General features: G+C 64.3%; 39 protein-coding genes and 1 pseudogene. 10 read left to right on the forward strand and 30 right to left on the reverse strand.

The window, feature by feature from the left end; genetic code table 11:
- On the reverse strand, nucleotides 1-164 hold a 164-nt coding region (locus HL671_RS36595), incomplete at its 3' end, for an AAA family ATPase (protein WP_172243786.1).
- Between the two features lie 419 nt (nucleotides 165-583).
- On the opposite strand from HL671_RS36595, the gene HL671_RS36600 reads away from it, so the two are divergent.
- Entirely contained in the window at nucleotides 584-1,015 is a 432-nt protein-coding gene (locus HL671_RS36600) for a response regulator transcription factor (RefSeq protein WP_012045781.1), read from the forward strand.
- Nucleotides 909-1,436, forward strand: coding sequence for an ArsC/Spx/MgsR family protein (locus HL671_RS36605; protein ID WP_335341773.1), 528 nt, complete (start codon nucleotides 909-911; stop codon nucleotides 1,434-1,436). The genes HL671_RS36600 and HL671_RS36605 overlap by 107 nt, the downstream gene beginning before the upstream one ends.
- Nucleotides 1,437-1,454: 18 nt before the next feature.
- On the opposite strand, the gene HL671_RS36610 is transcribed toward HL671_RS36605, so the two are convergent.
- Genes HL671_RS36610 through HL671_RS36620 form a run of 3 tightly spaced genes read right to left on the reverse strand, consistent with a single transcriptional unit; the run spans nucleotide 1,455 to nucleotide 2,426 of the window.
- Nucleotides 1,455-1,817 carry a (2Fe-2S) ferredoxin domain-containing protein gene (locus tag HL671_RS36610; protein WP_172243791.1) on the reverse strand — a complete coding sequence of 121 codons (363 nt, stop codon included), beginning with the start codon at nucleotides 1,815-1,817 and terminating at the stop codon, nucleotides 1,455-1,457.
- Entirely contained in the window at nucleotides 1,814-2,143 is a 330-nt protein-coding gene (grxD, locus tag HL671_RS36615; protein ID WP_172243793.1) for a Grx4 family monothiol glutaredoxin, read from the reverse strand. The genes HL671_RS36610 and grxD overlap by 4 nt, the downstream gene beginning before the upstream one ends.
- Nucleotides 2,144-2,192: 49 nt before the next feature.
- Complete coding sequence (locus HL671_RS36620) at nucleotides 2,193-2,426, reverse strand: BolA/IbaG family iron-sulfur metabolism protein (protein ID WP_006609694.1); 234 nt, start codon at nucleotides 2,424-2,426, stop codon at nucleotides 2,193-2,195.
- A 277-nt stretch (nucleotides 2,427-2,703) separates the two neighbouring features.
- Here HL671_RS36620 and HL671_RS36625 point away from each other — a divergent pair, with 277 nt between their 5' ends.
- The 4 genes from HL671_RS36625 (at nucleotide 2,704) to HL671_RS36640 (ending at nucleotide 4,678) form a co-directional block, all read left to right on the forward strand.
- On the forward strand, nucleotides 2,704-3,195 hold the full coding sequence (locus HL671_RS36625; protein ID WP_172243795.1) for a tetratricopeptide repeat protein: 492 nt from the start codon (nucleotides 2,704-2,706) through the stop codon (nucleotides 3,193-3,195).
- Between the two features lie 78 nt (nucleotides 3,196-3,273).
- Complete coding sequence (locus HL671_RS36630) at nucleotides 3,274-3,636, forward strand: iron-sulfur cluster assembly protein (protein WP_012045786.1); 363 nt, start codon at nucleotides 3,274-3,276, stop codon at nucleotides 3,634-3,636.
- Between the two features lie 35 nt (nucleotides 3,637-3,671).
- Nucleotides 3,672-4,424 (forward strand): dienelactone hydrolase family protein, encoded by a 753-nt coding sequence (locus HL671_RS36635; RefSeq protein WP_172243797.1) that lies wholly within the window; start codon nucleotides 3,672-3,674, stop codon nucleotides 4,422-4,424.
- Nucleotides 4,425-4,435: 11 nt separating this feature from the next.
- Nucleotides 4,436-4,678 carry a hypothetical protein gene (locus HL671_RS36640; protein WP_012045788.1) on the forward strand — a complete coding sequence of 81 codons (243 nt, stop codon included), beginning with the start codon at nucleotides 4,436-4,438 and terminating at the stop codon, nucleotides 4,676-4,678.
- Between the two features lie 242 nt (nucleotides 4,679-4,920).
- Here the strand turns inward: HL671_RS36640 and HL671_RS36645 are convergent, their stop codons facing one another.
- The 20 genes and pseudogenes from HL671_RS36645 to HL671_RS36740 form a co-directional block, all read right to left on the reverse strand.
- Nucleotides 4,921-5,379, reverse strand: coding sequence for a group II truncated hemoglobin (locus tag HL671_RS36645; protein WP_172243799.1), 459 nt, complete (start codon nucleotides 5,377-5,379; stop codon nucleotides 4,921-4,923).
- 32 nt (nucleotides 5,380-5,411) lie between these two features.
- A complete protein-coding gene (locus HL671_RS36650; RefSeq protein WP_012045790.1) occupies nucleotides 5,412-5,579 on the reverse strand; it encodes a hypothetical protein in 168 nt (55 codons plus the stop codon).
- 10 nt (nucleotides 5,580-5,589) lie between these two features.
- Entirely contained in the window at nucleotides 5,590-5,904 is a 315-nt protein-coding gene (locus HL671_RS36655) for a DUF6156 family protein (RefSeq protein ID WP_041751640.1), read from the reverse strand.
- 38 nt (nucleotides 5,905-5,942) lie between these two features.
- Nucleotides 5,943-6,155 (reverse strand): hypothetical protein, encoded by a 213-nt coding sequence (locus tag HL671_RS36660; RefSeq protein WP_012045792.1) that lies wholly within the window; start codon nucleotides 6,153-6,155, stop codon nucleotides 5,943-5,945.
- Nucleotides 6,156-6,167: 12 nt separating this feature from the next.
- Nucleotides 6,168-6,476 (reverse strand): 2Fe-2S iron-sulfur cluster-binding protein, encoded by a 309-nt coding sequence (locus HL671_RS36665; RefSeq protein ID WP_012045793.1) that lies wholly within the window; start codon nucleotides 6,474-6,476, stop codon nucleotides 6,168-6,170.
- A gap of 36 nt (nucleotides 6,477-6,512) precedes the next feature.
- Nucleotides 6,513-7,727, reverse strand: a pseudogene (locus HL671_RS36670) (DegT/DnrJ/EryC1/StrS family aminotransferase).
- A gap of 2 nt (nucleotides 7,728-7,729) precedes the next feature.
- Nucleotides 7,730-7,990, reverse strand: a complete 261-nt coding sequence (locus HL671_RS36675; RefSeq protein WP_012045795.1) for a hypothetical protein — start codon at nucleotides 7,988-7,990, stop codon at nucleotides 7,730-7,732.
- Nucleotides 7,991-8,005: 15 nt separating this feature from the next.
- A complete protein-coding gene (locus tag HL671_RS36680) occupies nucleotides 8,006-8,362 on the reverse strand; it encodes a DUF3024 domain-containing protein (protein WP_172243801.1) in 357 nt (118 codons plus the stop codon).
- Between the two features lie 6 nt (nucleotides 8,363-8,368).
- Entirely contained in the window at nucleotides 8,369-8,617 is a 249-nt protein-coding gene (locus tag HL671_RS36685) for a nitrogen fixation protein NifZ (RefSeq protein ID WP_012045797.1), read from the reverse strand.
- The gene (locus HL671_RS36690) at nucleotides 8,614-8,937 is read right to left on the reverse strand and encodes a nitrogen fixation protein NifZ (RefSeq protein ID WP_012045798.1); all 324 of its coding nucleotides are present in this window, start codon (nucleotides 8,935-8,937) and stop codon (nucleotides 8,614-8,616) included. The genes HL671_RS36685 and HL671_RS36690 overlap by 4 nt, the downstream gene beginning before the upstream one ends.
- Entirely contained in the window at nucleotides 8,934-9,707 is a 774-nt protein-coding gene (locus HL671_RS36695) for a 4Fe4S-binding leucine-rich repeat protein (RefSeq protein WP_172243803.1), read from the reverse strand. Before HL671_RS36695 ends, HL671_RS36690 begins: the two co-directional genes overlap by 4 nt.
- Nucleotides 9,700-10,233, reverse strand: a complete 534-nt coding sequence (locus tag HL671_RS36700) for a hypothetical protein (protein ID WP_172243835.1) — start codon at nucleotides 10,231-10,233, stop codon at nucleotides 9,700-9,702. The genes HL671_RS36695 and HL671_RS36700 overlap by 8 nt, the downstream gene beginning before the upstream one ends.
- Nucleotides 10,234-10,244: 11 nt before the next feature.
- Nucleotides 10,245-10,574 (reverse strand): HesB/IscA family protein, encoded by a 330-nt coding sequence (locus HL671_RS36705; protein ID WP_012045801.1) that lies wholly within the window; start codon nucleotides 10,572-10,574, stop codon nucleotides 10,245-10,247.
- A gap of 10 nt (nucleotides 10,575-10,584) precedes the next feature.
- Nucleotides 10,585-10,809: a YfhL family 4Fe-4S dicluster ferredoxin gene (locus tag HL671_RS36710; RefSeq protein WP_006609676.1), complete on the reverse strand. Its 225-nt coding sequence runs from the start codon at nucleotides 10,807-10,809 to the stop codon at nucleotides 10,585-10,587.
- A 55-nt stretch (nucleotides 10,810-10,864) separates the two neighbouring features.
- Nucleotides 10,865-12,427 carry a nitrogenase cofactor biosynthesis protein NifB gene (gene nifB, locus HL671_RS36715; protein ID WP_012045802.1) on the reverse strand — a complete coding sequence of 521 codons (1,563 nt, stop codon included), beginning with the start codon at nucleotides 12,425-12,427 and terminating at the stop codon, nucleotides 10,865-10,867.
- A 260-nt stretch (nucleotides 12,428-12,687) separates the two neighbouring features.
- Nucleotides 12,688-13,554 (reverse strand): SIR2 family NAD-dependent protein deacylase, encoded by an 867-nt coding sequence (locus tag HL671_RS36720; protein ID WP_172243838.1) that lies wholly within the window; start codon nucleotides 13,552-13,554, stop codon nucleotides 12,688-12,690.
- On the reverse strand, nucleotides 13,554-13,775 hold the full coding sequence (nifT, locus tag HL671_RS36725; RefSeq protein WP_012029022.1) for a putative nitrogen fixation protein NifT: 222 nt from the start codon (nucleotides 13,773-13,775) through the stop codon (nucleotides 13,554-13,556). The genes HL671_RS36720 and nifT overlap by 1 nt, the downstream gene beginning before the upstream one ends.
- A complete protein-coding gene (gene nifS / locus HL671_RS36730; RefSeq protein WP_172243841.1) occupies nucleotides 13,772-14,986 on the reverse strand; it encodes a cysteine desulfurase NifS in 1,215 nt (404 codons plus the stop codon). The genes nifT and nifS overlap by 4 nt, the downstream gene beginning before the upstream one ends.
- 9 nt (nucleotides 14,987-14,995) lie before the next feature.
- Nucleotides 14,996-15,286 (reverse strand): NifU family protein, encoded by a 291-nt coding sequence (locus HL671_RS36735; protein ID WP_008960277.1) that lies wholly within the window; start codon nucleotides 15,284-15,286, stop codon nucleotides 14,996-14,998.
- 29 nt (nucleotides 15,287-15,315) lie between these two features.
- Complete coding sequence (locus tag HL671_RS36740; protein WP_008960276.1) at nucleotides 15,316-15,636, reverse strand: HesB/IscA family protein; 321 nt, start codon at nucleotides 15,634-15,636, stop codon at nucleotides 15,316-15,318.
- Between the two features lie 324 nt (nucleotides 15,637-15,960).
- Between HL671_RS36740 and HL671_RS36745 the strand changes: the two genes are divergently transcribed.
- On the forward strand, nucleotides 15,961-16,569 hold the full coding sequence (locus HL671_RS36745) for a hypothetical protein (protein WP_172243844.1): 609 nt from the start codon (nucleotides 15,961-15,963) through the stop codon (nucleotides 16,567-16,569).
- Nucleotides 16,570-16,854: 285 nt separating this feature from the next.
- On the opposite strand, the gene HL671_RS36750 is transcribed toward HL671_RS36745, so the two are convergent.
- Nucleotides 16,855-17,277, reverse strand: a complete 423-nt coding sequence (locus HL671_RS36750) for a Rieske (2Fe-2S) protein (protein ID WP_041751641.1) — start codon at nucleotides 17,275-17,277, stop codon at nucleotides 16,855-16,857.
- A 199-nt stretch (nucleotides 17,278-17,476) separates the two neighbouring features.
- On the opposite strand from HL671_RS36750, the gene HL671_RS36755 reads away from it, so the two are divergent.
- The 3 genes from HL671_RS36755 to HL671_RS36765 are packed head-to-tail and all read left to right on the forward strand — an operon-like array spanning nucleotide 17,477 to nucleotide 19,186.
- On the forward strand, nucleotides 17,477-17,935 hold the full coding sequence (locus tag HL671_RS36755; protein ID WP_012045809.1) for a hypothetical protein: 459 nt from the start codon (nucleotides 17,477-17,479) through the stop codon (nucleotides 17,933-17,935).
- A gap of 50 nt (nucleotides 17,936-17,985) precedes the next feature.
- Nucleotides 17,986-18,837 carry a sulfurtransferase gene (locus HL671_RS36760; RefSeq protein WP_172243847.1) on the forward strand — a complete coding sequence of 284 codons (852 nt, stop codon included), beginning with the start codon at nucleotides 17,986-17,988 and terminating at the stop codon, nucleotides 18,835-18,837.
- A 31-nt stretch (nucleotides 18,838-18,868) separates the two neighbouring features.
- Complete coding sequence (locus HL671_RS36765) at nucleotides 18,869-19,186, forward strand: hypothetical protein (RefSeq protein ID WP_012045811.1); 318 nt, start codon at nucleotides 18,869-18,871, stop codon at nucleotides 19,184-19,186.
- Between the two features lie 189 nt (nucleotides 19,187-19,375).
- Here HL671_RS36765 and hspQ read toward each other — a convergent pair whose 3' ends face one another.
- From hspQ to nifX, 5 genes are read right to left on the reverse strand one after another with little or no spacing between them, the layout of a single operon-like run.
- Nucleotides 19,376-19,702, reverse strand: coding sequence for a heat shock protein HspQ (gene hspQ / locus HL671_RS36770; protein ID WP_172243850.1), 327 nt, complete (start codon nucleotides 19,700-19,702; stop codon nucleotides 19,376-19,378).
- Between the two features lie 17 nt (nucleotides 19,703-19,719).
- Nucleotides 19,720-20,007 carry a ferredoxin III, nif-specific gene (fdxB, locus tag HL671_RS36775; RefSeq protein WP_012045813.1) on the reverse strand — a complete coding sequence of 96 codons (288 nt, stop codon included), beginning with the start codon at nucleotides 20,005-20,007 and terminating at the stop codon, nucleotides 19,720-19,722.
- Between the two features lie 23 nt (nucleotides 20,008-20,030).
- Nucleotides 20,031-20,231 carry a CCE_0567 family metalloprotein gene (locus tag HL671_RS36780; protein ID WP_012045814.1) on the reverse strand — a complete coding sequence of 67 codons (201 nt, stop codon included), beginning with the start codon at nucleotides 20,229-20,231 and terminating at the stop codon, nucleotides 20,031-20,033.
- A 16-nt stretch (nucleotides 20,232-20,247) separates the two neighbouring features.
- On the reverse strand, nucleotides 20,248-20,718 hold the full coding sequence (locus tag HL671_RS36785; protein WP_172243853.1) for a NifX-associated nitrogen fixation protein: 471 nt from the start codon (nucleotides 20,716-20,718) through the stop codon (nucleotides 20,248-20,250).
- 10 nt (nucleotides 20,719-20,728) lie between these two features.
- Entirely contained in the window at nucleotides 20,729-21,124 is a 396-nt protein-coding gene (nifX, locus tag HL671_RS36790; protein WP_012029028.1) for a nitrogen fixation protein NifX, read from the reverse strand.
- Nucleotides 21,125-21,145: the final 21 nt, after the last annotated feature.

Raw genomic sequence — 21,145 nt, forward strand, 5'->3', positions numbered from 1 at the left:
GCCTTGGCGTGCAGGATCAGGCGGGTCGAATCCGCCTTGGGGTCGCAGCCGACGATCAGGATCCGATGACCCATCTCGGCCAGCGCGGCCAGGGTGTTTTGCGACGTCGTCGATTTGCCGATGCCGCCTTTGCCGTAGAATGCGATTTGTCGCAGCGATGCCATTCTGCTCTCCATCAACCGATTGCCAATGTCACGCCCGCTCATCCGCAGGGCGTGACCGCGTCCTCTCATGTGTCCGAACCGGCAGACGGGTTATTGGGAAGGAGAGCATCGCTCGTCCGAAGCGTCGGCGTGCACTCAGCCCTCAACCATTGCCTGACCAGAGTTTTGCAACGGCTGTGCCAGTGCCCGCAGCGAGCCAAAACAACCATGTTTATAAGGAGATGAAGAGCAGTCCGCCGATCGATGCGGGTTGTTGCAAACCCGACATCGGAACGCTTCGCAAGATCTGGTTCAGCCTCGCGCTGTCCGAAACGACACATCGGCGGCGGTTTTGCAACGCGCCAGGGCCCGGAACGAGATTTGCTAGATCTTCATCGCAGCCTTGCGGCAGAAGCGCTGAGATCGTTGAGGAGGATGCAATGCAGATCGGAGTTGAAACGGCAAAAGCAGTGGACCAGCGACGCGTGTTCGTGATCGATGACGATGAGATCACGCGCGCCGCCCTGCAGTTCATGTTGCACGACGAAATCGAGACACATGAGCTGGCGACACCGGAAGAGGCCTATGAGAAGGGCGTCGATTGGCTGGTGCCGAACGTGGTGCTGCTCGGCGTGTCGTTCCTGAAGCAGCGGGGGCCAGAGCTGGTGCGCGAGATCGCCGCCAGGTTCAAGGGCGTGCGCATCCTGATCGTGACCGCCAAGGCCGACGAGGCGATCGCCATCGAAGGACTGAAAGCCGGCGCGCATGGCGCCGTGGTCAAGCCGCTCACGATCGAGTCGGTGCGCAAGAAGGTCGACACCATTCTCGGCCGCGCCGGCGGCGCCCAGCTGGTGCAGCTCGGCGGCCTCTGACATGGCGACCGTGGTGTTCTACGAGAAGCCGGGCTGCGGTACCAATGCCCGGCAGAAGCTGATGCTGACGCGCGCCGGTCACGAGGTCGTCGCGAGAAACCTCCTGACCGAACCTTGGACCGGCGAGCGGTTGCGCGGCTATTTCGCCGGGACGCCGATCTGGTCGTGGTTCAACCCGGCCTCGCCGCGCGTCAAATCCGGCGAGATCGAGCCGGAGAGGATCGAGGCCGTCGCGGCGATCGATCTGATGCTGGAAGATCCGCTGCTGATCCGGCGTCCGCTGATCGAGGCCGACGGCCAATGCTGTGCCGGCTTCGACCGCGAACCGGTGCTGTCGCTGCTGCAGCGGGACGAGGATCTGAACGACGTCCAGGGCTGTACACGTCCCGATGCGGCGACACCATGTCCGGAGCCGCGCTGAGCGGCTCCGGCTGATCCTTCAGCGCTTCAAGACCATCACCAGACGGTCGACGCGCTTGCCCTGCTTGAAGTGGGACTCGACGATCTCGTCGATATCCTCCGGCTTGGTCGGCCGATACCAGATGCCGTCGGGATAGACCACCATCATCGGTCCGGCGCTGCAGAAGCCGAAGCAGCCGGCGGCGGTGACTCCGATATCCGTCAGCCGCTGCGCCTCGATGGTCTTGGTGAGCCGGTCCCACAATGGCTGCACGCCGAGCGCGCCGCAGCTGCCGCGCGGATGGCCCGGCGGACGCTGGGTCAGGCAGACGAAGGCGTGATATTTGTAGAGCTGGGGAGGCTCGAAAGCGTCATCCGCCTCGGCGACATCGGTCTCGCTCATGACGCCGGCGCCTTGATGCCCTTGTCGGCCAGCAGGGTCGCGAGCTCACCGGCCTGGAACATCTCGCGCACGATGTCGCAGCCGCCGACAAATTCGCCCTTCACATAAAGCTGCGGAATGGTCGGCCAGTTGGAGAATTCCTTGATGCCCTCGCGGATGAAGGGATCGGCCAGCACGTTGACGCTTTCATAGGGCACGTCGAGCTTGGCCAGGATCTGCGCCACCGCTGCGGAGAAGCCGCATTGCGGCGCCGCCGGCACGCCCTTCATGAAGAGAACGATATCATTGCTGTCGATCAGCTTCTGAATACGTTCGGATGTCGACATTGACTTGATCCTTTCTCGTGGATGCGACCGATCAGCTCGGCGGCCCCGCTCATTTCGGCAATGACGTCTCGAGCGCCAGCGCATGCAGAACACCGCCCATCTGGCCCTTGAGGGCCGAATAGACCATCTGATGCTGCTGCACCCGGCTCTTCCCGGCGAAAGCCTGTGAGGTGACGCGCGCCGAATAATGGTCGCCGTCTCCGGCCAGATCCTCGATCACGACGACCGCATCCGGGAACGCCTCCTTGATCAGACGTTCGATATCAGTTGCTGCCATCGCCATCGCCGTCACTCCCGCTCGATTGATGAAGGCGTCATGCAAGCTCCGAACCAGCGCATTGTCCGGCCGCAATCCCCGGCTCGTCGTCATTCGACGGGCTATCGAGACCAGACCACTGCTGCGACACGTCGCCTTTGCGACATCAACAACAATGCGAGGCGACGGCCGCGTTGAGAACACAACATCGGCCGGCCCTCACGGCCCGTGTCGCGCTTGGAGAAGCGCCAATAGCCCCGGCCGCCCAAACGGTCCGCGTCTTGCAATGATTTGATCGAGGTCAATGCAAATGCTCGAACTCGTCAGCGAACCCGAGACGATCAACTTCGGCGATCTTCCCGAGGAGATCGACGCGCTGCTGCAGCAGGGCGTGGCCGCATACCGGCGCGACCACGCGCGGGCGGACCGGCTGTTTCGCCAGGCGCTGGCCGCCGCTCCTCACGAGCTGCCGACCTATTTCTGTCTTTATAAGATCCACACCTATCAGGGCCATCTCGAGGAGGCCAAGGCGGTGGCCGAACTCGGCCTCGCAGAGGCCGCGCGCCAGGCCGGCTGGCCCGCGGATTGGCGATGCTGGGTGCCGTTCGATCCGCTGCCCGACGGTGCCGGCCGCTTCGCGCTCTACACGCTGAAAGCGCTGGCCTTCATTCATCTGCGCCAGAACGAGGTGGCAGACGCGGCCGAGATGCTCGCAACGTTGCGCCGGCTCGATCCATCCGGCGCGGTCGGCTGGCCTGTGGTCGCAGCGCTCGCCGACGGCCTCGGGTCGGAGTGAGGCACAGCCCAATATGGACATGAATCCGAACCAGCATTCGCCAGTGCGAACCAGGACCATGAGAGGACCCCACGGATGATGAGCATGCACGCCGCGCCCCCTCCCTCCCCGGCCCAGACCGCCGTCGCAACGGGCTCGCAGGATGCCGCCGAGAGCGTCATCGCAGCGCTGCGGACGGTCTATGACCCGGAGATTCCGGTCAATGTCTACGACCTCGGGCTGGTCTATCGGATCGCGCATGAGGGTGGCGGCGCCGTCGAGATCGACATGACGTTGACGGCGCCCGGCTGCCCGGTCGCGAGCGAGATCGTCCGCATGGTGGAGGACGCCGTGCAGGCTGTCGACGGTGTCGCGTCGGTGAAGGTCACGCTGGTGTTCGAGCCGCCCTGGGACAAGTCACGGATGTCGGAAGAGACCGCCTTGGAGCTGGGTTTGCTGTAACGCGCCCGGCGCGCAGTCAGAAGCAGGAGCATCGTATGCCCACAGAGAGCACCATCAAGCTTACCGCCGGTGACGGCCACACGTTCCAGGCCTTTCGCGCCGATCCGGCCGAGTCGCCGAGAGGCGCGATCGTCGTGCTGCCCGACGACAATGACGGCCCGCGCAGGCTCCGCAAGGTCGCCGACGCCTTCACGGCCAGTGGATATGTCGTGATCACGCCGGAACTGTCAGCCATGGCCGAGCCTGCCCCAGACAGCGAGCCGTCGGCAGCGTTGCCGGATCCGGCTGAGCGGCTGCTCGCCGAGATCCAGTCGACGGTGGACAGCGTCAAGGAGTGCGGGAAGGTTGCCGTCATCGGCTACGGTGCCGGCGGCGGGCTTGCCTATGACGCGGCGAACCGCGTATCCGGCCTTGCCTGCGCCGTCAGCTACTACGCGACCGGCGTGGTCGAGGCGGCCGGAGCCAAACGCAAGGTGCCGACGCTGCTGCATTTCGGCGAAGCCGATGCGGTCGTGCCGTTTCCCGCGGTCAGCATGTTCCGCGCCCATCATCCCGAGGTCAGCGCATTCTCGTATCCCCATGCCGCTCACGATTTCGATGGCGACGGCGACACTTATGACGAAGCCGCGGCGGCACTTGCCCAGCAGCGAACCCTCGCCTGGATCTCGCAATACGTCGTCGGCCAGCCGCCGATCTCGCTGAAGAACGCCGGCGCCTATGCGCTCGCCAAGGTCGACAAGAAAAAGAAGAAGAAGGCCGACGACGACATGGGACCACCGATGGAGTGAGGGCGCCGCAGATGCTGCCAACCACCATTCTGATCGACGAGCAGCCGCGCTGCGTGGTGCGGCCCAACGACACCAAGGACCTCAACCGCTTCATCCGCAACGGCAAGCTTTATCTGCTGGCGGAGAAGCCGGACGGCAGGATTACCCACCGCAGCGCCAGCGATGCCGAGATGACGCAATGGCAGAACGCGCTGGCCCTGCACCGCGCCTGGGGCGGCGACGACGAACACTTTTTCGGAGTACCGTTGTATTAGTTGCGATCGATAGGGCGGACAAAGGCGCCCGCGACGGGAACGAGTTCGCTCCGCCGGCTGCGCGCCGTGCCCGCCATTCCGACAACAGCACGACCCGCCAAGCCCCGGTGGGTAGGCTTCGCTTTGCCCACCCTACGCCTCGCATCTCCGTTATTGCGAGCGCAGCGACGCAATCCAGGATCACGCGACGACTCTGGACTACTTCGTCGCCTTCGGCGCCTCGCAATGATGCTGCGGCTGGCTCAAGGCCGCGCCGCGCGGGCGTCGTGCGGATTGCCGGCCTGGTTGCGCATCCAGTCGGCGAGCTTGGTCATGGCGGCGTCGACATCCTGTCGCGCCTGCACGTCCGCGACGGTTTCCTCCAGCGCGCCGCGCATGCACAGCAGCCAGGCGTCGCGTTCGGCATTGCCGATGGGAAAGCCCAGGTGGCGCTGGCGCAGCCGCGGATGGCCCTTCTCCGGCGAATAGAGCTTCGGGCCGCCGAGCCATTCCGAGAGATAGCGCTTCAGGATCACCTTGATCGGCCCCAGATTGGTGCCGTGCATGTCGCGGACCTGCTTGGCCTCCGGCAGCGTGTCCATCCGGTGGTAGAACGACTCGACCAGGCGATCGACCACCACGGCCCCGCCGATCCGCTCGTAGGGCGTGACGACCGGCCCTGCGGCCAAAGCTCCGGTCTCTGAAGTCCCAGCGTCCGCCATACGGCAATTCCCGTCTCTCTTCGTCCAAGCTTCTATTCGTCCAAGCTCGGCTGCAGGATGACCTCGGCCGGTGCACCCGGCCCCTGCTCGTCCACGAGCTCCAGCGCATCGACCCGCGACAATCCGGCGCCGCTGTCCATCAGCACGATAGCGTCCCTGGGCATGCTGGCAAGAGCCTCGATCAGCTTGGCGACGGTCACGGTGCCTCCTTCACGCAGCATCCTGCCCGGCGACAGGCGCGCCGGCCTCATCAAAATTCAGCGTCACCGGATCTTCTTCCAGCATGACGATTTCGGCACGGCTCAACATGCCGTTGGCGTGATAGCTGTAGCGATGGGTCAGCTCGATCTCGCCATAGACCACCTTCTCGAATCCGGTCAGCGCGCCTGCGGCGTCGAAGTAGCCCCGGATGAAGGTATTGCGGTTGGACAGCTGCTCCGGTGCGATCGCGGTCACCAGCCGCAGCGGCAGCTTGACGCCCGTATACGAGACGAAGAATCTGCAGTCCTGTCCTGTATCCGTCATCGCGCTGCCGCCTGAGGCCTGATGCACCGACGCGGCCGTCACGCGACGGCCGCGGCCTTCAAGGCTTCGACCTGGTCGCGTGCGACCTTGAACATGCCGCGGCCACCGGCGAAGGTCTGGTAGGCCTTCATGCCGATCGCCTCGCTCAGTTTGTTGAACCATTGCTGCGGCGTCAGCGCAGCCGGCCGCTCGCTGATCTCGGCAACGGTCCCGTCCGGCGCAAAGCGAACATGAAGCGTGATATTCTCCATCGGTCCCTCCTGTTACAGACCCGAGCCGAAGCCCAGGAGCTCGATCTTGACGTTCTCGGTGCCAAGGATGGTCGCCTGGCAAGCCAGGCGGGATTTCGAGCCGACGCCGACGATGGTGTCGAGCTTCTCGTTCTCCAGCCTGGTGACCTTCGACACGCCCTTGCGTCCTTCCTGCAGGAAGATGTGGCAGGAGCCGCACTTCGCCTGGCCCTCGCATTTGTGCGGGATCTCGACCTCAGCGCCGAGCAGCGCTGCCAGAATGGTGGTGCCCTCGCCCACTTCGATCGTCTTGCCCGAAGGCATTACCGTCAATGTCGCCACTTGGATTCTCCTTTTGCAGTTTGGGATCAGAACTCGTCAGTAGATCGCCGCGCCCGCTCCGACGTTGACCGAGGCGTCCTTCATGGTCGCGACGATGAAGGCGATCTGGTCCGTGGTCAGATGGACGTGGAACGGCAGAGCGACCACGCGATCGGCGACCTTCTCGGTGACGAGGTAGTCGCCGCGGCGGTAGCCCATGTCGAAATAGTGCCGCTGCAGATGCAATGGATTCGAATAGGCGACCGCCTCGACCTGCTCGACCCTGAGATCCTCGACGATGGAGTCGCGGCTCGACTTCGAGAACCGCGTGCCGAGATGGACCTGGTAGAGGAACCAGTTCACCTCGGTGACGTCAGGGCCGACATAGGGATCCTTGATGCCCTCGAAGGACTGCACCTGGCTGTAATAGATCTGCTCGATCAACCGGCGGCGCTACAGGATCTCGTCGATCCGCTTGAGCTGCGCCAACCCGAGCGCCGCGGTAACGTCGCTGATGATGGCGTTATGCGATGGCGTGCTGCTGACGACCACCGACGAACGCTCGTCGAGGCGATGCAGGCGGTGACGACGCACTGCGACCGCGATGTCGACATCGTCGGTGACGATCATGCCGCCCTCGCCGCAGGTCAGCGCGAATGGCTGCGAGAAGTCGAACACCGAGGCGGCCCCGAAGGTGCCGACCAGAGCGCCCTGATATTTCGAGCCGATCGCCTCGGTCGAATCCTCGATGACAGCCAGATTGTGCGCCTTTGCGATCGCCTGCAGCTCCGACCATTTGGCCGGGTGGCCGTTGGTGTTGCCGGCGAGGATCGCCTTGGTCCTTTCCGTGATCCGAGCCTCGACCTTGCTCGGCGCCAGCGTGCCCGAGTAATAGTCGATATCCGCAAACACCGGCTTGGCGCCGACGATGCTGATCGCATGCGCGACCTCGCGGAACGAATAGGACGACGCGATGACCTCATCGCCCGGCCCGATCCCCATCGCCTTCAGCACCAGCAGCAGGCCGAGCGTTCCGCTTGGCACCGCGATGGCATATTTGCGCCCGAGATAGGCGGCGAACGCCGCCTCGAACTCGTCGACCAGCGGACCGCAGGACAGTCGCGGCGAGCGCAACGCGGCGTCGACCGCCGCGATCTCCGCCGTCGTGATGTCCGGATCGGACAGAGGGATGAAGCCCGCCTCCACCGGCGTCAACTCCGCTTCATCCTGTTCCTGGCGATCGGCATCATGCACCAGATAGGGCTTTGTCATGATCAGCCCCGCTTGGCCAGGATGAGGCCGGTGGCCTTCGCGGGATCGTCGGTCACCCCCGCACAATGATCACTGGCATCGAGCAGATGAAGATCGAAAGCCGCGTAGCTACGGAACGGCGCTTCGGTAACATCCGACGCATCGCAACGCGTCAGCGCCAGCTTCGGGAAGCGGCGGCGCAGTTCGCCGAACGCCATGCTGCCGGCGTCGGGTCGCTCGAGCACCTGCGCGATCTCATTCAGTTCCTGCTCGGCCAATGCCATGTCGCCCGTCCTCCTCTACTGCCAAAAGATCCGCTCGGGGTCGGCATTCAGCTCGTCGACCGCCGCGGTCAACCGCTGGTGCACGCTGTGCAGCTCCCAGATCCCCTGAGCGTGGTCTCTCCAGAACAGCTTCCACATTGTATTCGCGGGGTCGTGGCGCAGCAGCGCCACGTCGATCACCCCGCCATCCTTGTCGATGTTGCGCGAGCAGCACGGACTCTGGACGTGATAACCGTCATCGACCGGCGATACCGTCGGCTCGACATAGCGATAGCGCTTGCGCGACTTCAGCGCGCGCTCGATCCGCTTGCGATCCAATTCGTTCGGATGCGCAGGAAGGACGAGGCAGAGCTGACGCGCGATTGCGGCCATGGCTGTTCATCGCCCCTCAACCGGGACGATCTCCTCTTCGAGACAGCCCACGACGAGCTGCTCGCCAAACTCGACCAGATAGATCGGCACATTGGCTTCGGTGTGCGTCCCGACCTGCACGATCTCGCCGAGATCGCCGACGCCGACAAGCTTGGCCTCGGCCGGCGCATTCGGAAACGAGCCATCATTGACGAGGTCGATCAGCGCCTTGACGCGCTGACCCCATTGATATCTCGGCAGACGCGGTTCAATCATGACTGATAGGCTCCCGGCAGCGGCAGCTCATCGTCGACCTCCCCGCGGGGAACGGTCGATTCGAGCTCCTTGCGTTTCATGCCGACGCGGTTTCCGCTTTCGAGAAACTCGACGCCGTAGATGTAGAACTGCTGCAGGAACGTGCCGATCGAGACGACGTAGCCGATCTCGCCCTTCTTCGCGAGGATCTCGCCGATCTCCTTGCCCGCATAGGTGCCGTCGTTGCGGATGGTGCGCTTCGCCTTCACCTTCTCGCCGAAGGTGAAGTATGGCGGCGCGGACAGTTCCACCACTTCGCTGTCACGAACGATGTTGCTCATGCCGGTTTCTCCATCGCTGCTCCAGAACGGTTATCGAGTCGGCCTCGCGCCATCTCCCGCACCAGCGGATCCTCGTCTTTCGCCAGTTCATGGAGCTCGCTGAGCGCGATCCGGCTCGCGACTTCATGGCGGACCCGCCAATCGGAGTCCTTGCGCATCGCGGTGAGAAGATCGGGCGCCAGGCGCTCGGCGATTTCAAGCCGCACGCGGGCATCGGGATCGCTGATCATGCCGAGAAGCCAATCGCTCGGGATCCGCCGCGCGACGACGCGGCGGACCTCGGCCTCGGGGTCACCCATCATGCGGCCGAGCACCGACGGCACGATGCGGCGCGCAACGACGAGACGGACGTAATAGTCGTCGTCCATCATCATCGGCATCAGGTCTTCCGGATCGAGCACGGTGGCGATGCGGATGCGGACCTCCCGATGCGGATCGTGGCGCAGCCGCAGCACCAGCCGCTTCGGCAGCCGCCGTGCCGCGTTCCAACGCACGGTTTCCTCGGGATCGTCGAGCAGCGGCGGCAGGTAGAACGGGCTGGCATGCTTGGCCGCGATCGCACGCACCTCGAAATGCGGGTGCTTGACATAGTCGTTGGCAAGCGCCGGATTCCAGTTGAAGAAGCGGTCGATGCGCCGGGCATAGCGGTCGTGCACGCAGGCGTGCCGAAGCCGGCAGCCGCCGGCGGCGCTGAGCTGCTCGTGGGCGCAGCCGGCGCAGCTGATCTCGTGGCCCTGCCAGTCGATGGCCTCGTCGATGTCGTCACTCATCGTCGAGCTCCACCCGGTCGACGACCTCGAGCAGCACCCGCGCCCCGATCTTGTCGCTGGGATCGAGGTCGAGCAGCTTCTGCACAGCGAGCCGACCCTCCACCAGATTGCCGAGCCGCATCTGCAAATACGCGTAGCCCTTCAGCGTGAACATGAAGAAGCGCGGCAGCATATGGTCGAAACTGCCGAACGCGGCATGCTCGGGCCGGACATCGCGCCAGTGCGGCGGCAGATGATTTTCGACCGCAGCCTTGGCCAAGCAGCGCTTGGCGATCCGCAACGCGTCGGTGAGCCGCCCCTTGTAGAAATAGAAGCGATAGAAGCCGATCAGGACCGCCGCATGGTCGGGCGCCAGCGCCTCGGCCTGCTTCAGATGCGTCTCCGCGACCTCATCGACATGATAGCTCTGGCCGGCCAGCCAGAGATGATGCTCGGCCTCCTCAGGCAGGCCGCCACCAAGCAGCGCATCCGCAAGCAGCGCGTCCTCGATGGCAGTCTGGGAGCTGGGCCGGGCATCGGTGGGCATGGTTCGCTGTCCTAGTCCTGCAGCGCCTTCAGCGCGTGGCTGGAGCACGACACCTGCTTCGGGTCGTGGAACACCAGGCCGGTCTGGGTCGCCGTATCGGCGAAGTCGATGGTGACGCCGTCGAGCAGCAGCCGGCTCTCGGCTGGCAGGAACAGCTTGACGCCGTCACGCTCGACCACCGCATCGCCGGGCTGCGGCGTCGCGAGCACGCTAATGTCAGCAGCCAGACCCGAACAGCCGCCGGGAGACACAGCGAGGCGGAAGCCCGAGCCCGCGGTGCCGTCGGCCCGTAGCATCATGCGCATGAACTTCTGCGCAGCTGGCGTGAGAGTGAAGTTCATCGGGGTCTCCTCAGGCCGGCGGCTGGTAGCGCGGGAACGAATTGTCGATCACGCAGGTGTTGTCGACCGGGCAGACGGCGGCACATTGCGGCTCGTCGAAATGGCCGATGCACTCGGTGCACTTCTTCGGGTCGATCACGAACGTGCCGTTCTTCTCGGAGATCGCCACGTTCGGACATTCGGGCTCGCAAGCCGAGCAGCTCGTGCATTGCGAGGCAATGATCTTCAACGTCATGAATTGCTCCTGTCGAAAGGGACCGGCGGCGACAGCGCGCCGCCGGGTTCGCGTGTTACGCTGCTGAGATCAGAGCGCCCTGGCGGATCTCGGCGTCGCCGCGCACGACGTGCTGGATCTCGCCGCTGTTGACCTTGTCGAGATAGCTCTTGAACCAGGCGATCGCCGATTTCTCGATGAACTCATGAGCGAACTGATCGACCGGCTCGATACCGGCGGCCTGCAGGTCGCTCTTCGGGCAGCCGCCGATCTTGGCCACGAACACCGCATGGCAGTCGTTGATGGCACGGATCACGGTTTCCAGGCTGTCCTCGTCGCCATAGCCACCCTGGCAGTACAGATCGACGCGGCGATGACCGACGAACTTCGCTCCAGCCGTCGAGAGCTCGTAGACCTGGAACTCCTTGGCATGGCCGAAATGCTCGTTGATCAGGCCCGAGCCCTTGGTCGCGACGGCCACCAGCAGCTTGATGTCGCTGGACTGGCCGGCAAGCGAGGCCAGCTCCTCCTGCCGGGCGACGACCTTGGCGACGCGCTCGCTCTCGACAGCCTCCTGATAGGCCTTGCGGCTGTCGATGTCGTAGTTCACCTCCATCGCCATGATCTTGTCGGTGGTGAACTCGGCGGAGCGGTCCTCGCCGAGCAGGCCGACGGCGTCGGCGCGGCACTGGCGGCAATGCCGCATCATGTTCATCTCGCCTTCGCACTCGTCCTGCAGCGCCTTGAGCTCCTGCGCGGTCGGGCCGCGCTGGCCGGTCAGGCCGAACACGGTGCCGTGCTCGGGCGAGGAGATCAGCGGCATGATATTGTGCAGGAAGGCGCCACGCGACTTCACTGCTCGGTTGACCTCGACCAGGTGCTTGTCGTTGACGCCGGGGATCATCACCGAGTTGACCTTGCAGAGGATGCCGCGCTCGGTGAGCATCTCCAGGCCCTGCAGCTGGCGGTCGGTCAGCAGCTTGGCGGCTTCGACGCCGGTGTAGCGCTTGTGCTTCCAGAACACCCAGGGATAGATCTTGGCGCCGATCTCGGGATCGACCATGTTGATGGTGATCGTGACATGGTCGACATTGAAGCCGGCGATGGTGTCGACATGGTCGGGCAGCGCCAGGCCATTGGTCGACAGGCACAGTTTGATGTCGGGCGCGGTGCGGGCGATCAGCTCGAAGGTCTTGAAGGTCTTCTCGGGGTTGGCGAGCGGATCGCCGGGGCCGGCGATGCCCAGCACGGTCATCTGCGGAATGGTCGAGGCGACGGCGAGCACCTTCTTGGCGGCCTGCTCGGGCGTCAGCTTCTCGCTGACCACGCCCGGACGCGACTCGTTGGCGCAGTCGTATTTGCGGTTACAGTAGTTGCACTGAATGTTGCAGGCCGGCGCCACGGCGACATGCATGCGCGCATAGTGATGATGCGCCTCTTCGCTGTAGCAGGGATGGTTCTTCACCTTCTCCCAGATCTCCGGCGGCAGGTCGTTCTCGCCGGCACCCGAGCCGCAGCTCGCCTTGCCGCTGCCGCCCGAGGTGCCGCAGCCCTTGTGCTCCGCGATGGTCTGCATCACCGAGCTCAGCTTGTCGCCGTCCGGTATCGTCGCCTGTTCGTGCTGCACTGACGCGTCCATGTCCGCTCCTTAACGTTGCTGGCGAGCCGCAAACCGCCTTGGTCTTGGGTTCAGCAACTCGCGTGCCACGCCGCGGACAAGATCATTTCTCCGAACTATCAACGCCTTAGCAAAATCATCGCGGCTGTCGCCTTGCCAACATGCGAAAGCCTCTCGTTTGATGCGTTGTTAGAAACGTTACAGACTCGGATCATCGAGACGACGCACAGCAGAACAGCGCGGCTTGCGCCGCGCTGTTTTGTATCTGCGACGTCTCGATCTCAGCCGCCGATGATGATCTCGGTCACCCGTGCGAGCGGAATCGCGATCGGCGTCAGCCGCTCGGCGATGAAGAATTTCAGCTCGTTCTTCGACAGCGAGTCCGGCTCGACCAGGACGTAATGCTCCGTGCCGGAGCGCTTGATGACCTGGCGGCCATAGGTGCGCAGCAGCTGGTCGTTGAAGCGGCAGCCGATGAACAGGAAGCCGCGATCGGTGCGCCGATCCTTCACGGTGTCGGGAATCGGCGTCTGGATGTCGATGTCGGTCAGGACCTCGACATAGTCGGCGTCGGTGATCAGGAAGTTCTTGGCCGGCGTGATGCCGCCATGCGGCTTGTAGAGCAGCGTGGTCCAGCCGCTCGCCTTCTCGCGGTCGGCCTCGGCGCCTTCAGCGTCGTAGAAGCGATACCAGCGGTCCTCGCCGATGCCGGCGCGGGTGATGCCCTGCACCTCGCCCCAATCGCCGCGTCCGGCCAGCGCCGTCCGCATCGCGCCGTCATACCAGCTGTCGACGATCATCGGCAGCGGCAGCGATGCGAGGTACTGCTGCAACGGCGTCGGCGCGACGGGGGCTGCGAACGCCTCCGCCATCAGCGCCGTCACGGTGGAACGGTGGCGCGTGCTCTCGATATGCTGCGCGGAGGCCCAGGCATTGCCCTTGGCCCGGCGCGGCAGCGCCACCTTGGTGCCGAAGAACGCCGCGAGCGCTTCCGGATTCATCGGCACCGGGGCACCGGACTGTTCCGAGACCGCGGGGCCGAGGAACGGGACGACCTGGCCGGCCTTTAGCCGGACGACAACGTCCTTCAGCAGCGCCTCGGCGTCGGCCTGCTTGAGAATGTCGATATGAGGAAGCGGCGCATTCATCACTCGTCCCCTTCTCCACCGCGCTTGCGCGCATTGATGGTGATCGGCAGCCGCGTGTCGGCGGCCATCTGCGGCAGCTCGAGCACCCAGCCATTGGCGATGCGGATCCAGCCGCCCCACAGGGTCTCGTGCTCGGTCTCGACGATCGGCTCCTCCAGGTCCTTTTTCGGGACGTAGATCGAGAGGCCGGTTTCCGGCGAGCGACGGATCATGACTTTCATTGCGTGAGCTCCGTGGGGCGAAGGGCGTCCGCCGATGGCGAGGGATGATGCTGCAGCCACGCCGGCGAGGTCTCGCGCAGCCGGCCGACGATGTCGGGCAGGACCTGCAGCACACGGTCGATGTCGTCGTCCGTGGTGTCGCGCGACAGCGAGAAGCGAACCGCGCCGCGCAACAGATCCGTCGCCACGTTCATCGCGCGCAGCACATGCGACGGCTCCATCGAGCCGGACGCGCAGGCGGAACCGAGCGAGGCCGCGATGCCGGCTTGGTTCAGGCGCATCACGATCGGCTCGCCCTCGACATGCTGGAAAGCGATGTTGGCGGTGTTCGGCAGCCGCTGCGCGGGATCGCCGAGCACGGCGCAATGGCCGACGCCCTGCAGGATGCCCTGCTCCAGCCGGTCGCGCAGCGCACGCACGCGGCCCTGCTCGTCGGCGAGATGATGTGCGGCGAGCTCGGCCGCCTTGCCGAGACCGATGATCGCGGGCACGTTCTCGGTGCCGCCGCGCCGGCGCCGCTCCTGCGGGCCACCGCGCACGAGTGGCGCGAACGGCGTCCCCTTCCGGACATAGAGCGCACCGATGCCCTTGGGCCCGTGCAGCTTGTGGCCGGACAGCGACAGCATGTCGACGCCGGCGGATTTCAGGTCGATCGCGATCTTGCCGACGGCCTGGACGGCGTCGGTATGAAACAGCGCCCCCGCGTCATGCGCGAGCCTGGCCAGCTCCGGAATCGGAAACAGCGTCCCGGTCTCGTTATTGGCCCACATCACCGAGGCGATCGCGGTGCGCGGCCCGAGCGCGCGCTTGTAGGCGTCGAGATCGAGACGCCCGGCGGCGTCGACGCCGATCAGATGGACCGTCACACCACGTCTGTCCCTGAGGTGCTCGACCAGCGACAGGATCGCGGGATGCTCGACCGCCGTGGTGACGATCTCGTCCCGGCCGTCCTGCGTCTCCAGCGCCGACAGGAGCGCGGTGTTGTCGGATTCCGTTCCGCCCGAGGTGAAGACGATCTCGTGATCGAAGGCGGCTCCTAACAGGGCCTGAAGGCTCTTGCGCGCCTGGCGGACGGCGCCCGCGACCTCGCTGCCGAAGGCATGAGAGGACGAGGCATTGCCGAACTGGTCCGTGAAGAACGGCAACATCGCCGCGACGACGGCGGGGTCGACACGTGTCGTCGCGTTGTTGTCGAGATAGACAGGACGCAAGGCCGCTCCTTAATGCCGCGCCTTGGCTGCGCCGGCCACGGGAACGAGACGGACGAACTCGCCGAGCTTCTCGATCATGCGGGCCTGGATGCCTTCCAGGGTCGCGCTGGCGAGCTTGCAGAAGATGCAGGCGCCGGCGAGCTTGACCATGATCTTGTTGCCGTCGATCTCAACAAGTTCGCAATCACCGCCATCGCGCTTCAGGTTCGGACGGACCTCCTCGATCACGGCCCGGATGATCCGCTCACGCTCGCTCATCTGAGCCGGCGCTTCGACGATACCCTGGGTTTCAACCAGCATGATGTCACTTCTCTCGGATGTTGCGGGGATCAGGCGAACGACTTGCCGCAGCCGCAGCTCGACTTGGCGTTCGGGTTCTCGAAGGTGAAGCCGGAGCCCTCGAGCGCGACGACGAAGTCGATCGTCGTGCCCTCGAGATATTCGAGGCTCTTGTGATCGACGAGCACGCGCACGCCCTCACGCTCGATCACGGTGTCCTCCGGCTCGCTGCCGCTGACGAGGCCCATATTGTATTTGAGCCCGGCGCAGCCGCCGGCTTCGACCATGATCCTGAGGCCGTCGACCGGCTTGTCGGAGGTGGTGATCGCGTTGCGCACCGCATTGATGGCGCTGTCGGTCAGATTGATCATCATCGTCTCGCCTTTCTTGTTCGGCTGTTGCGGATGGGATTGGCAAGTCTCGTGCCATGCAGCAATGAGCTGAAAGAACTTGGGTTTTTGCAGTGTCGCTGTGGCGTTTCCGACGCGTGTCGACTTTCCGACAGGGACGCTTCGCGTCGTGTGCCCCGACCTGTCGGCGAGCGATCCTGGCGCAAATCCGACAATCCGCGCGCCGTGCGGGCGAAACACCAGACAAATCAAGCCTCCAGATATGTCGGCAGACAATTTGCATCACGCCGCTCTTGACCGCGCCGTGCGGCGAACGGCTCACCAGACCATGCGAGGGGATTGCTGATGACGACATTGGAGAAGACGGTTGCGATCGAGACCACCGCGCTCGCGCAGCTCGACAAAGAGGGGCGGCTGCTCAATGCCGTCCTGAAGGCGCCGACCACCAAGCCCGGGCGGTTCGGCTTCCGCGGCGACATCGCCTTGAAATTCCAGACCCAGGTCGCCGACGAAAAGCGCCCGCCGGACTTCTCGATCGAGCAGGTGCTGACGATCGTCAACGACGGCGAGCCGACCATTCCCGTGCTCGTCGGCTACATTCACTCGCTGGCCTATCTCGAGACGGCCGCCGAGGTTCTCAAGGGTCTGCTGCGGTCCGACGGCAGCTACTTCATGTTCTGCAACAACATCGACCTCTTGGCAAAGTACCGCATCAAGATGGGCGACGTGACGTTCTACGTCCTGCCGTGCGATGAATCGACGGTCTGGAAAGAGATGATGGATCTGCTGTCGATCGACAAGAACGACATCAAGAAGCTCGACACCGCCGGCAAGCTCGATTACGTGCTCGACGCCGCCAAGCGGTTCAGCGAGAGCTATGAGTTCATCGCCTATGCGGACGCGCTCGCCAAGATGGAACCGGTGAAGAACCGCAACGAGAACCGGCCAGTCTGACGCTACTCAGATCTTCTTGTGCGAGTTGAAGTCCCGGCCCTCGAGCGGGGACTTCGTCAGATAGTTTGTCTTTGATAGTCGGTTGTAGCGGGCAGCAGGACTCCCACCGTCCTTCGAGACGGCCGCCTTTGGCGGGCACCTCAGGACGAGGCCGCTTTCGTGGCGGGATCTCAACCCTCATGGTGAGGAGCGCCGCTCGCGGCGCGTCTCGAACCATGAGGCCCGGAACTGCGCCAGCGCCTATACGACAGACTTGGTGGCTTCCCAGGGGGGTCCTGCGGGATCTCAACCTTCCTCGCACTGCAGGCCGGTCTCGGCCTCCTCGTCCTCGTCATCCTCGACCAGGGTCACACCGGTCACGCAGATGTCGCCATCGAGGACGGTGAGCGCCACCGGCGTGAGGCTTTCGCCCTTGCAGGGGCCGTCGACGCAGAGCCCGGTGCCGATCTCGAACAGCGAGCCGTGCTTGCCGCAGAGGATGCGCAGGCCGTTGCCGTCCAGGAACTGATTGCGCTCCCAGTCGAGATTGACCTTGTCGTGCGGGCACATGTTCAGATAGCCGAATACCTGCTTGCCCCAGCGGATGACAAAGATCGGCCAGGGCCGTTGGCTGCCGTCCTCGGCCACGATCATGAGCTGGAAGCCCATCGCGCGGCGGCTCGGGATGTCGTTGAAGCTGCAGATGGCGTAAGCGACGTCGGTCGTCATGTCAGGCTCCATCGATGTCTGGCGGATGTCCGACATCGCCGCTTTCGGCACCGCGAGAGCGACGGTCGGCTCGCTGAGGGACCACATTGCAAGATTCGCGCAACTCCGCCGGCCGACCGGTTTTTCTCGCTCTTGCGAGAGACTGGCACAGAACTTGAAAATTTCTCCTGCAAAGGCGCTTCTTTGTAAGGAGATCGACATGAACGTGACACTGGACTTCGTCGAAAGCTCGCTCGACGACATCAAGGCGGCCCTGGATGGCGGCACCTTGACGGTCTACTCGGTGGCGCGGCCGACCACGGCCGACAAGGCGGTCGATCGCAGCGGCGTGCTCGCGACCTTCACTTTCGCCTCGCCGGCCTTCGGCCCGGCCAAGGACGGCCTGGAGCAGCCGAACTTCGTCGCGGCCTCGGTACCCGCGGCCACTGTCGGTACGCCAGGCTTTGCACGAGCCCGCAAGGCCGACGGCACGACGGTCGCCGATTTCTCCGCGGGCCCCGGCGAGCGCGAGATCAAGTTCACCGAAGTGTCGTGCTCACCCGGCGCGCCGGTCACCGTCGCCAGCTTCAAGATCATCGCCGATGGCGGCTGGCCGGAGCGCCCCGAATATTACGACACCCGCCCGCGCCCGGGCTACCCGATGCCGAAGACGCTCTGACGCCTTGCCGCGTCAGCCTTCCCTTGGCTCTTCAAATCGCGAGCGCATATATGAGCACAGACACATCGAGCGCCCTGGTCAGCTCCGAATGGCTGGCGCAGCACCTCACCGATCCCACCATCAAGATCCTCGACTGCACCTGGCATCATCCGAGCACCAATCTCGACGGCCGCACCCAATATCGCGGCCGGCATCTGCCGGGCTCGGTGCATTTCGACATCGACCAAGTCGCCGACAAATCGAATCCGCTACCGCACATGCTGCCGACGGCCGAGGATTTCGCGCACAAGGTCGGACTGCTCGGCATCAGTAATTCCGATCGCGTCATCGTCTATGACCGCCATTATGGGGGCTCGGCGGCGGCGCGCGTATGGTGGATGTTCCGCGTGTTCGGACATGACAATGTCGCGCTGCTCGATGGCGGCTTCGGCAAATGGACCAAGGAGAAGCGGCCCGCGGAAATGACGCCGGTGCGTCCGGCGCCGGCGAGCTTCACGGCGAATGTCCAGCCCGGCCTGGTCGCGACGCTGGCGGACGTGCAGCGGCTGGCGCAGAGCGGCGCACAGTTGGTCGATGCCCGCGGCCCCGGCAAATTCGACGGCACGCAAGCGGACGTCTTCGCCTTCAAGCGCCAGGGCCACATTCCCGGAGCGATCAACCTGCCCTGGGCCGACCTGGTCGACCCGGACACCGGTGTCCTGCTGTCGCCCGACGCGCTGACGGCGCGCGTTACGGCCGCCGGCATCAATCTCGGCAAGACGATCGTGACCACCTGCGCGTCCGGCATCACCTCCTGCATGCTGGCGCTGGCGCTGTACCAACTGGGCGCTCCGACCACCGCCGTCTATGACGGCTCCTGGGCCGAATGGAGCCAGCTCGACGATACCGCAGTGGCGGCGTGATTCAGCGGATAGCAATGACGGGAGTACGAGCATGGCAAAGACCCTGGTCAAGACCACACAGGACGGCCGCAAGGTCGAGGTGATTGGGCTCGCGATCTGTCTCGAGGGCGAGCTCGAGGCGTTCGAGCTGGTCGAGGTCAAGCTGCATCCGAACCGGCGCAAGATCTGGGAGGCCGCGCCCGACGCCACCCACATGGCCGGCCGCATCACCTTGACCAAGGACGAAGCGGCGATCGTCGAGGGCGCCTTCGCCGCCGCCCAGGCCGAGATCCTCGCCACGCCCGCCGCCATCAACGAGCGCTTCCGCATCGCCGCGATGTGGAAGGCCCGGGAACAGGGCATCGAGTAAAGTCCCGGCTTTCGGCCTGGCCCTCATCTCTCGACCGTCATTCCGGGGCGCGCGGATCGATCGTGGCCAACACAAGTCTCCGTCATCGCGAGCGCAGCGACGCGATCCAGAGCCACGCTGGGACTCTGGAGGGCTGCGGCGCTTCGCAATGACGGCTGGGAGACTTGTGAACGGCGACTGAATGATCGGCTACTGAAAGAGCCGCCCGCGGTAGTGGTAGCTCCCGTCATCATCGACATCGAACAGCTCGCCGATATCGGGATGCTTGACCGGCTCGCCGGAGGCATCCGGCAGCAGGTTCTGCTCGGGGACATAGGCAATGTAGCTGCTGTCGCCGCTCTCGGCGAGCAGGTAATAGAACGGCTGCTCCTTGTCGAGCCTGGCGTCCATGGTGATGGCGCGCCAGCCCTCTTCTTCGGAGAACGACAGGTCAACGTCGAACACGACGCCGCGCAGATCATAGACACGGTGCCGGGTCACCTGGCCGATCGTGAATTTCGCCTCCATCCGCACCATGACAACACGTCCGGTTGCTACGCCGCCGGCGAATGGGTCTGGCAATTGGTCGGGCAGACCCGGGCGCAGGCACCGCAGCCGATGCAGGCGCCGGTGTCGTGCATGACCATGATCTTCTTCTCGACCTCGTCATCCTCGTCATCGTCGAGTTCGACGAACTCACCCTCGTCGTTGATGCCCTTCAAGGTCATGACCTCGCGACCACAGACCTTGTAGCAGCGGCCGCAGCCAATGCACTTCTCGGGATTGATCGCGACCAGATAGTCCGGCTTCCAGTCGCGGCCGTCGCGGGTTGAATTGGACATGATGACGAGTCCTTACGATCGGATCACGCAGTCTCGAGCTTCTTCAGCTCGGCCCGCTTCTTCTCCAGCTCGGCGAACGCTTCATGCGCCTTCTGCGCCGTCGGCAGGATCTGGTCCCAGTTGATGGGCAATTCCTCCGACAAATCGTGCAGGTTCATCTTGGCATCCATGGCGCGTGCCGACAGCTTCTTGATCTCGGCTTTCAGGGTGTCCAAATCGCTCATTATCTCATCCTCGCCATTAGTAGTTTGCGACGTCCTTGAACTTCTCGATCATCTCGACGCCGGCGTTGACGAATTTGTCGCCCTCATCGGCCAGCTTGCCGAGATTGTCGAAACCGAAACGGTGCACGTCGCGGAGCTGCTTGTTGACCACGATCAGCCGGCCGCCGATCAGCACCATGCGGCCGAAACCCTCATGGCTCATCTTCAGCATCGGCGAGATCATCACGCCGGTGGCCTTCTCGATCGATAGCGCGACCGCGTTGAAGAACAGCTCGAGCCGCCAGATCGTCTCCGGATCGGGATCGCCGATGATCGGCAGCGCCCGCCGCTTCTCCTTGTCCAGGATATAGGGCTCGAGCAGGTCGACGTCCTTCTTGCCCTCCCAGGCGCCATGGGTGTCCTGGGCGCGCCAGACCTTGATCAGTTCCTTGACGAAGGGCCGCTGCTCGGCCGGGACGACTTCTGCGACGACTGCGGTATCTGACATGTTGGTTTCCTCATTCCTCGAAATCGAGCGCGCGTTCCTGGCCCTTGGCCAGCGCCTTGCGCAGCCACGGCGGCGGCGTTCCCTTCAGCACGGCCTGCAGCTTGCCAAGGAGATCGGTGATCTCCTCGGGCTGGGTAACCTTCATCGGATGGATGTTGTTGGCGACGACGCGCGCCGCGCCGGAGCCACCGATCGCGGCGACATAGAGGATCGCGCAATCCTTGATCGCCTCGATCTTCGGCGCCAGCTTGTCCTCGTTGCCGTCCTCCTTGAGATCGCCGTCGAACTCGACGGTCTCGACGAAGCGATAGCCCTCGGGATCGAGATCGTAGATCGCGATGTTCTTGGCCCAGCCGAAATGGGCATCGACGCGTTTCAGATCCTGGGTAGCGAATGCGACTTTCATGTCGTCGGTCCTTTCTCCTGA

The organism is Bradyrhizobium denitrificans (assembly GCF_013179005.1).
GTDB classification, from domain to species: Bacteria; Pseudomonadota; Alphaproteobacteria; order Rhizobiales; family Xanthobacteraceae; genus Bradyrhizobium; species Bradyrhizobium denitrificans.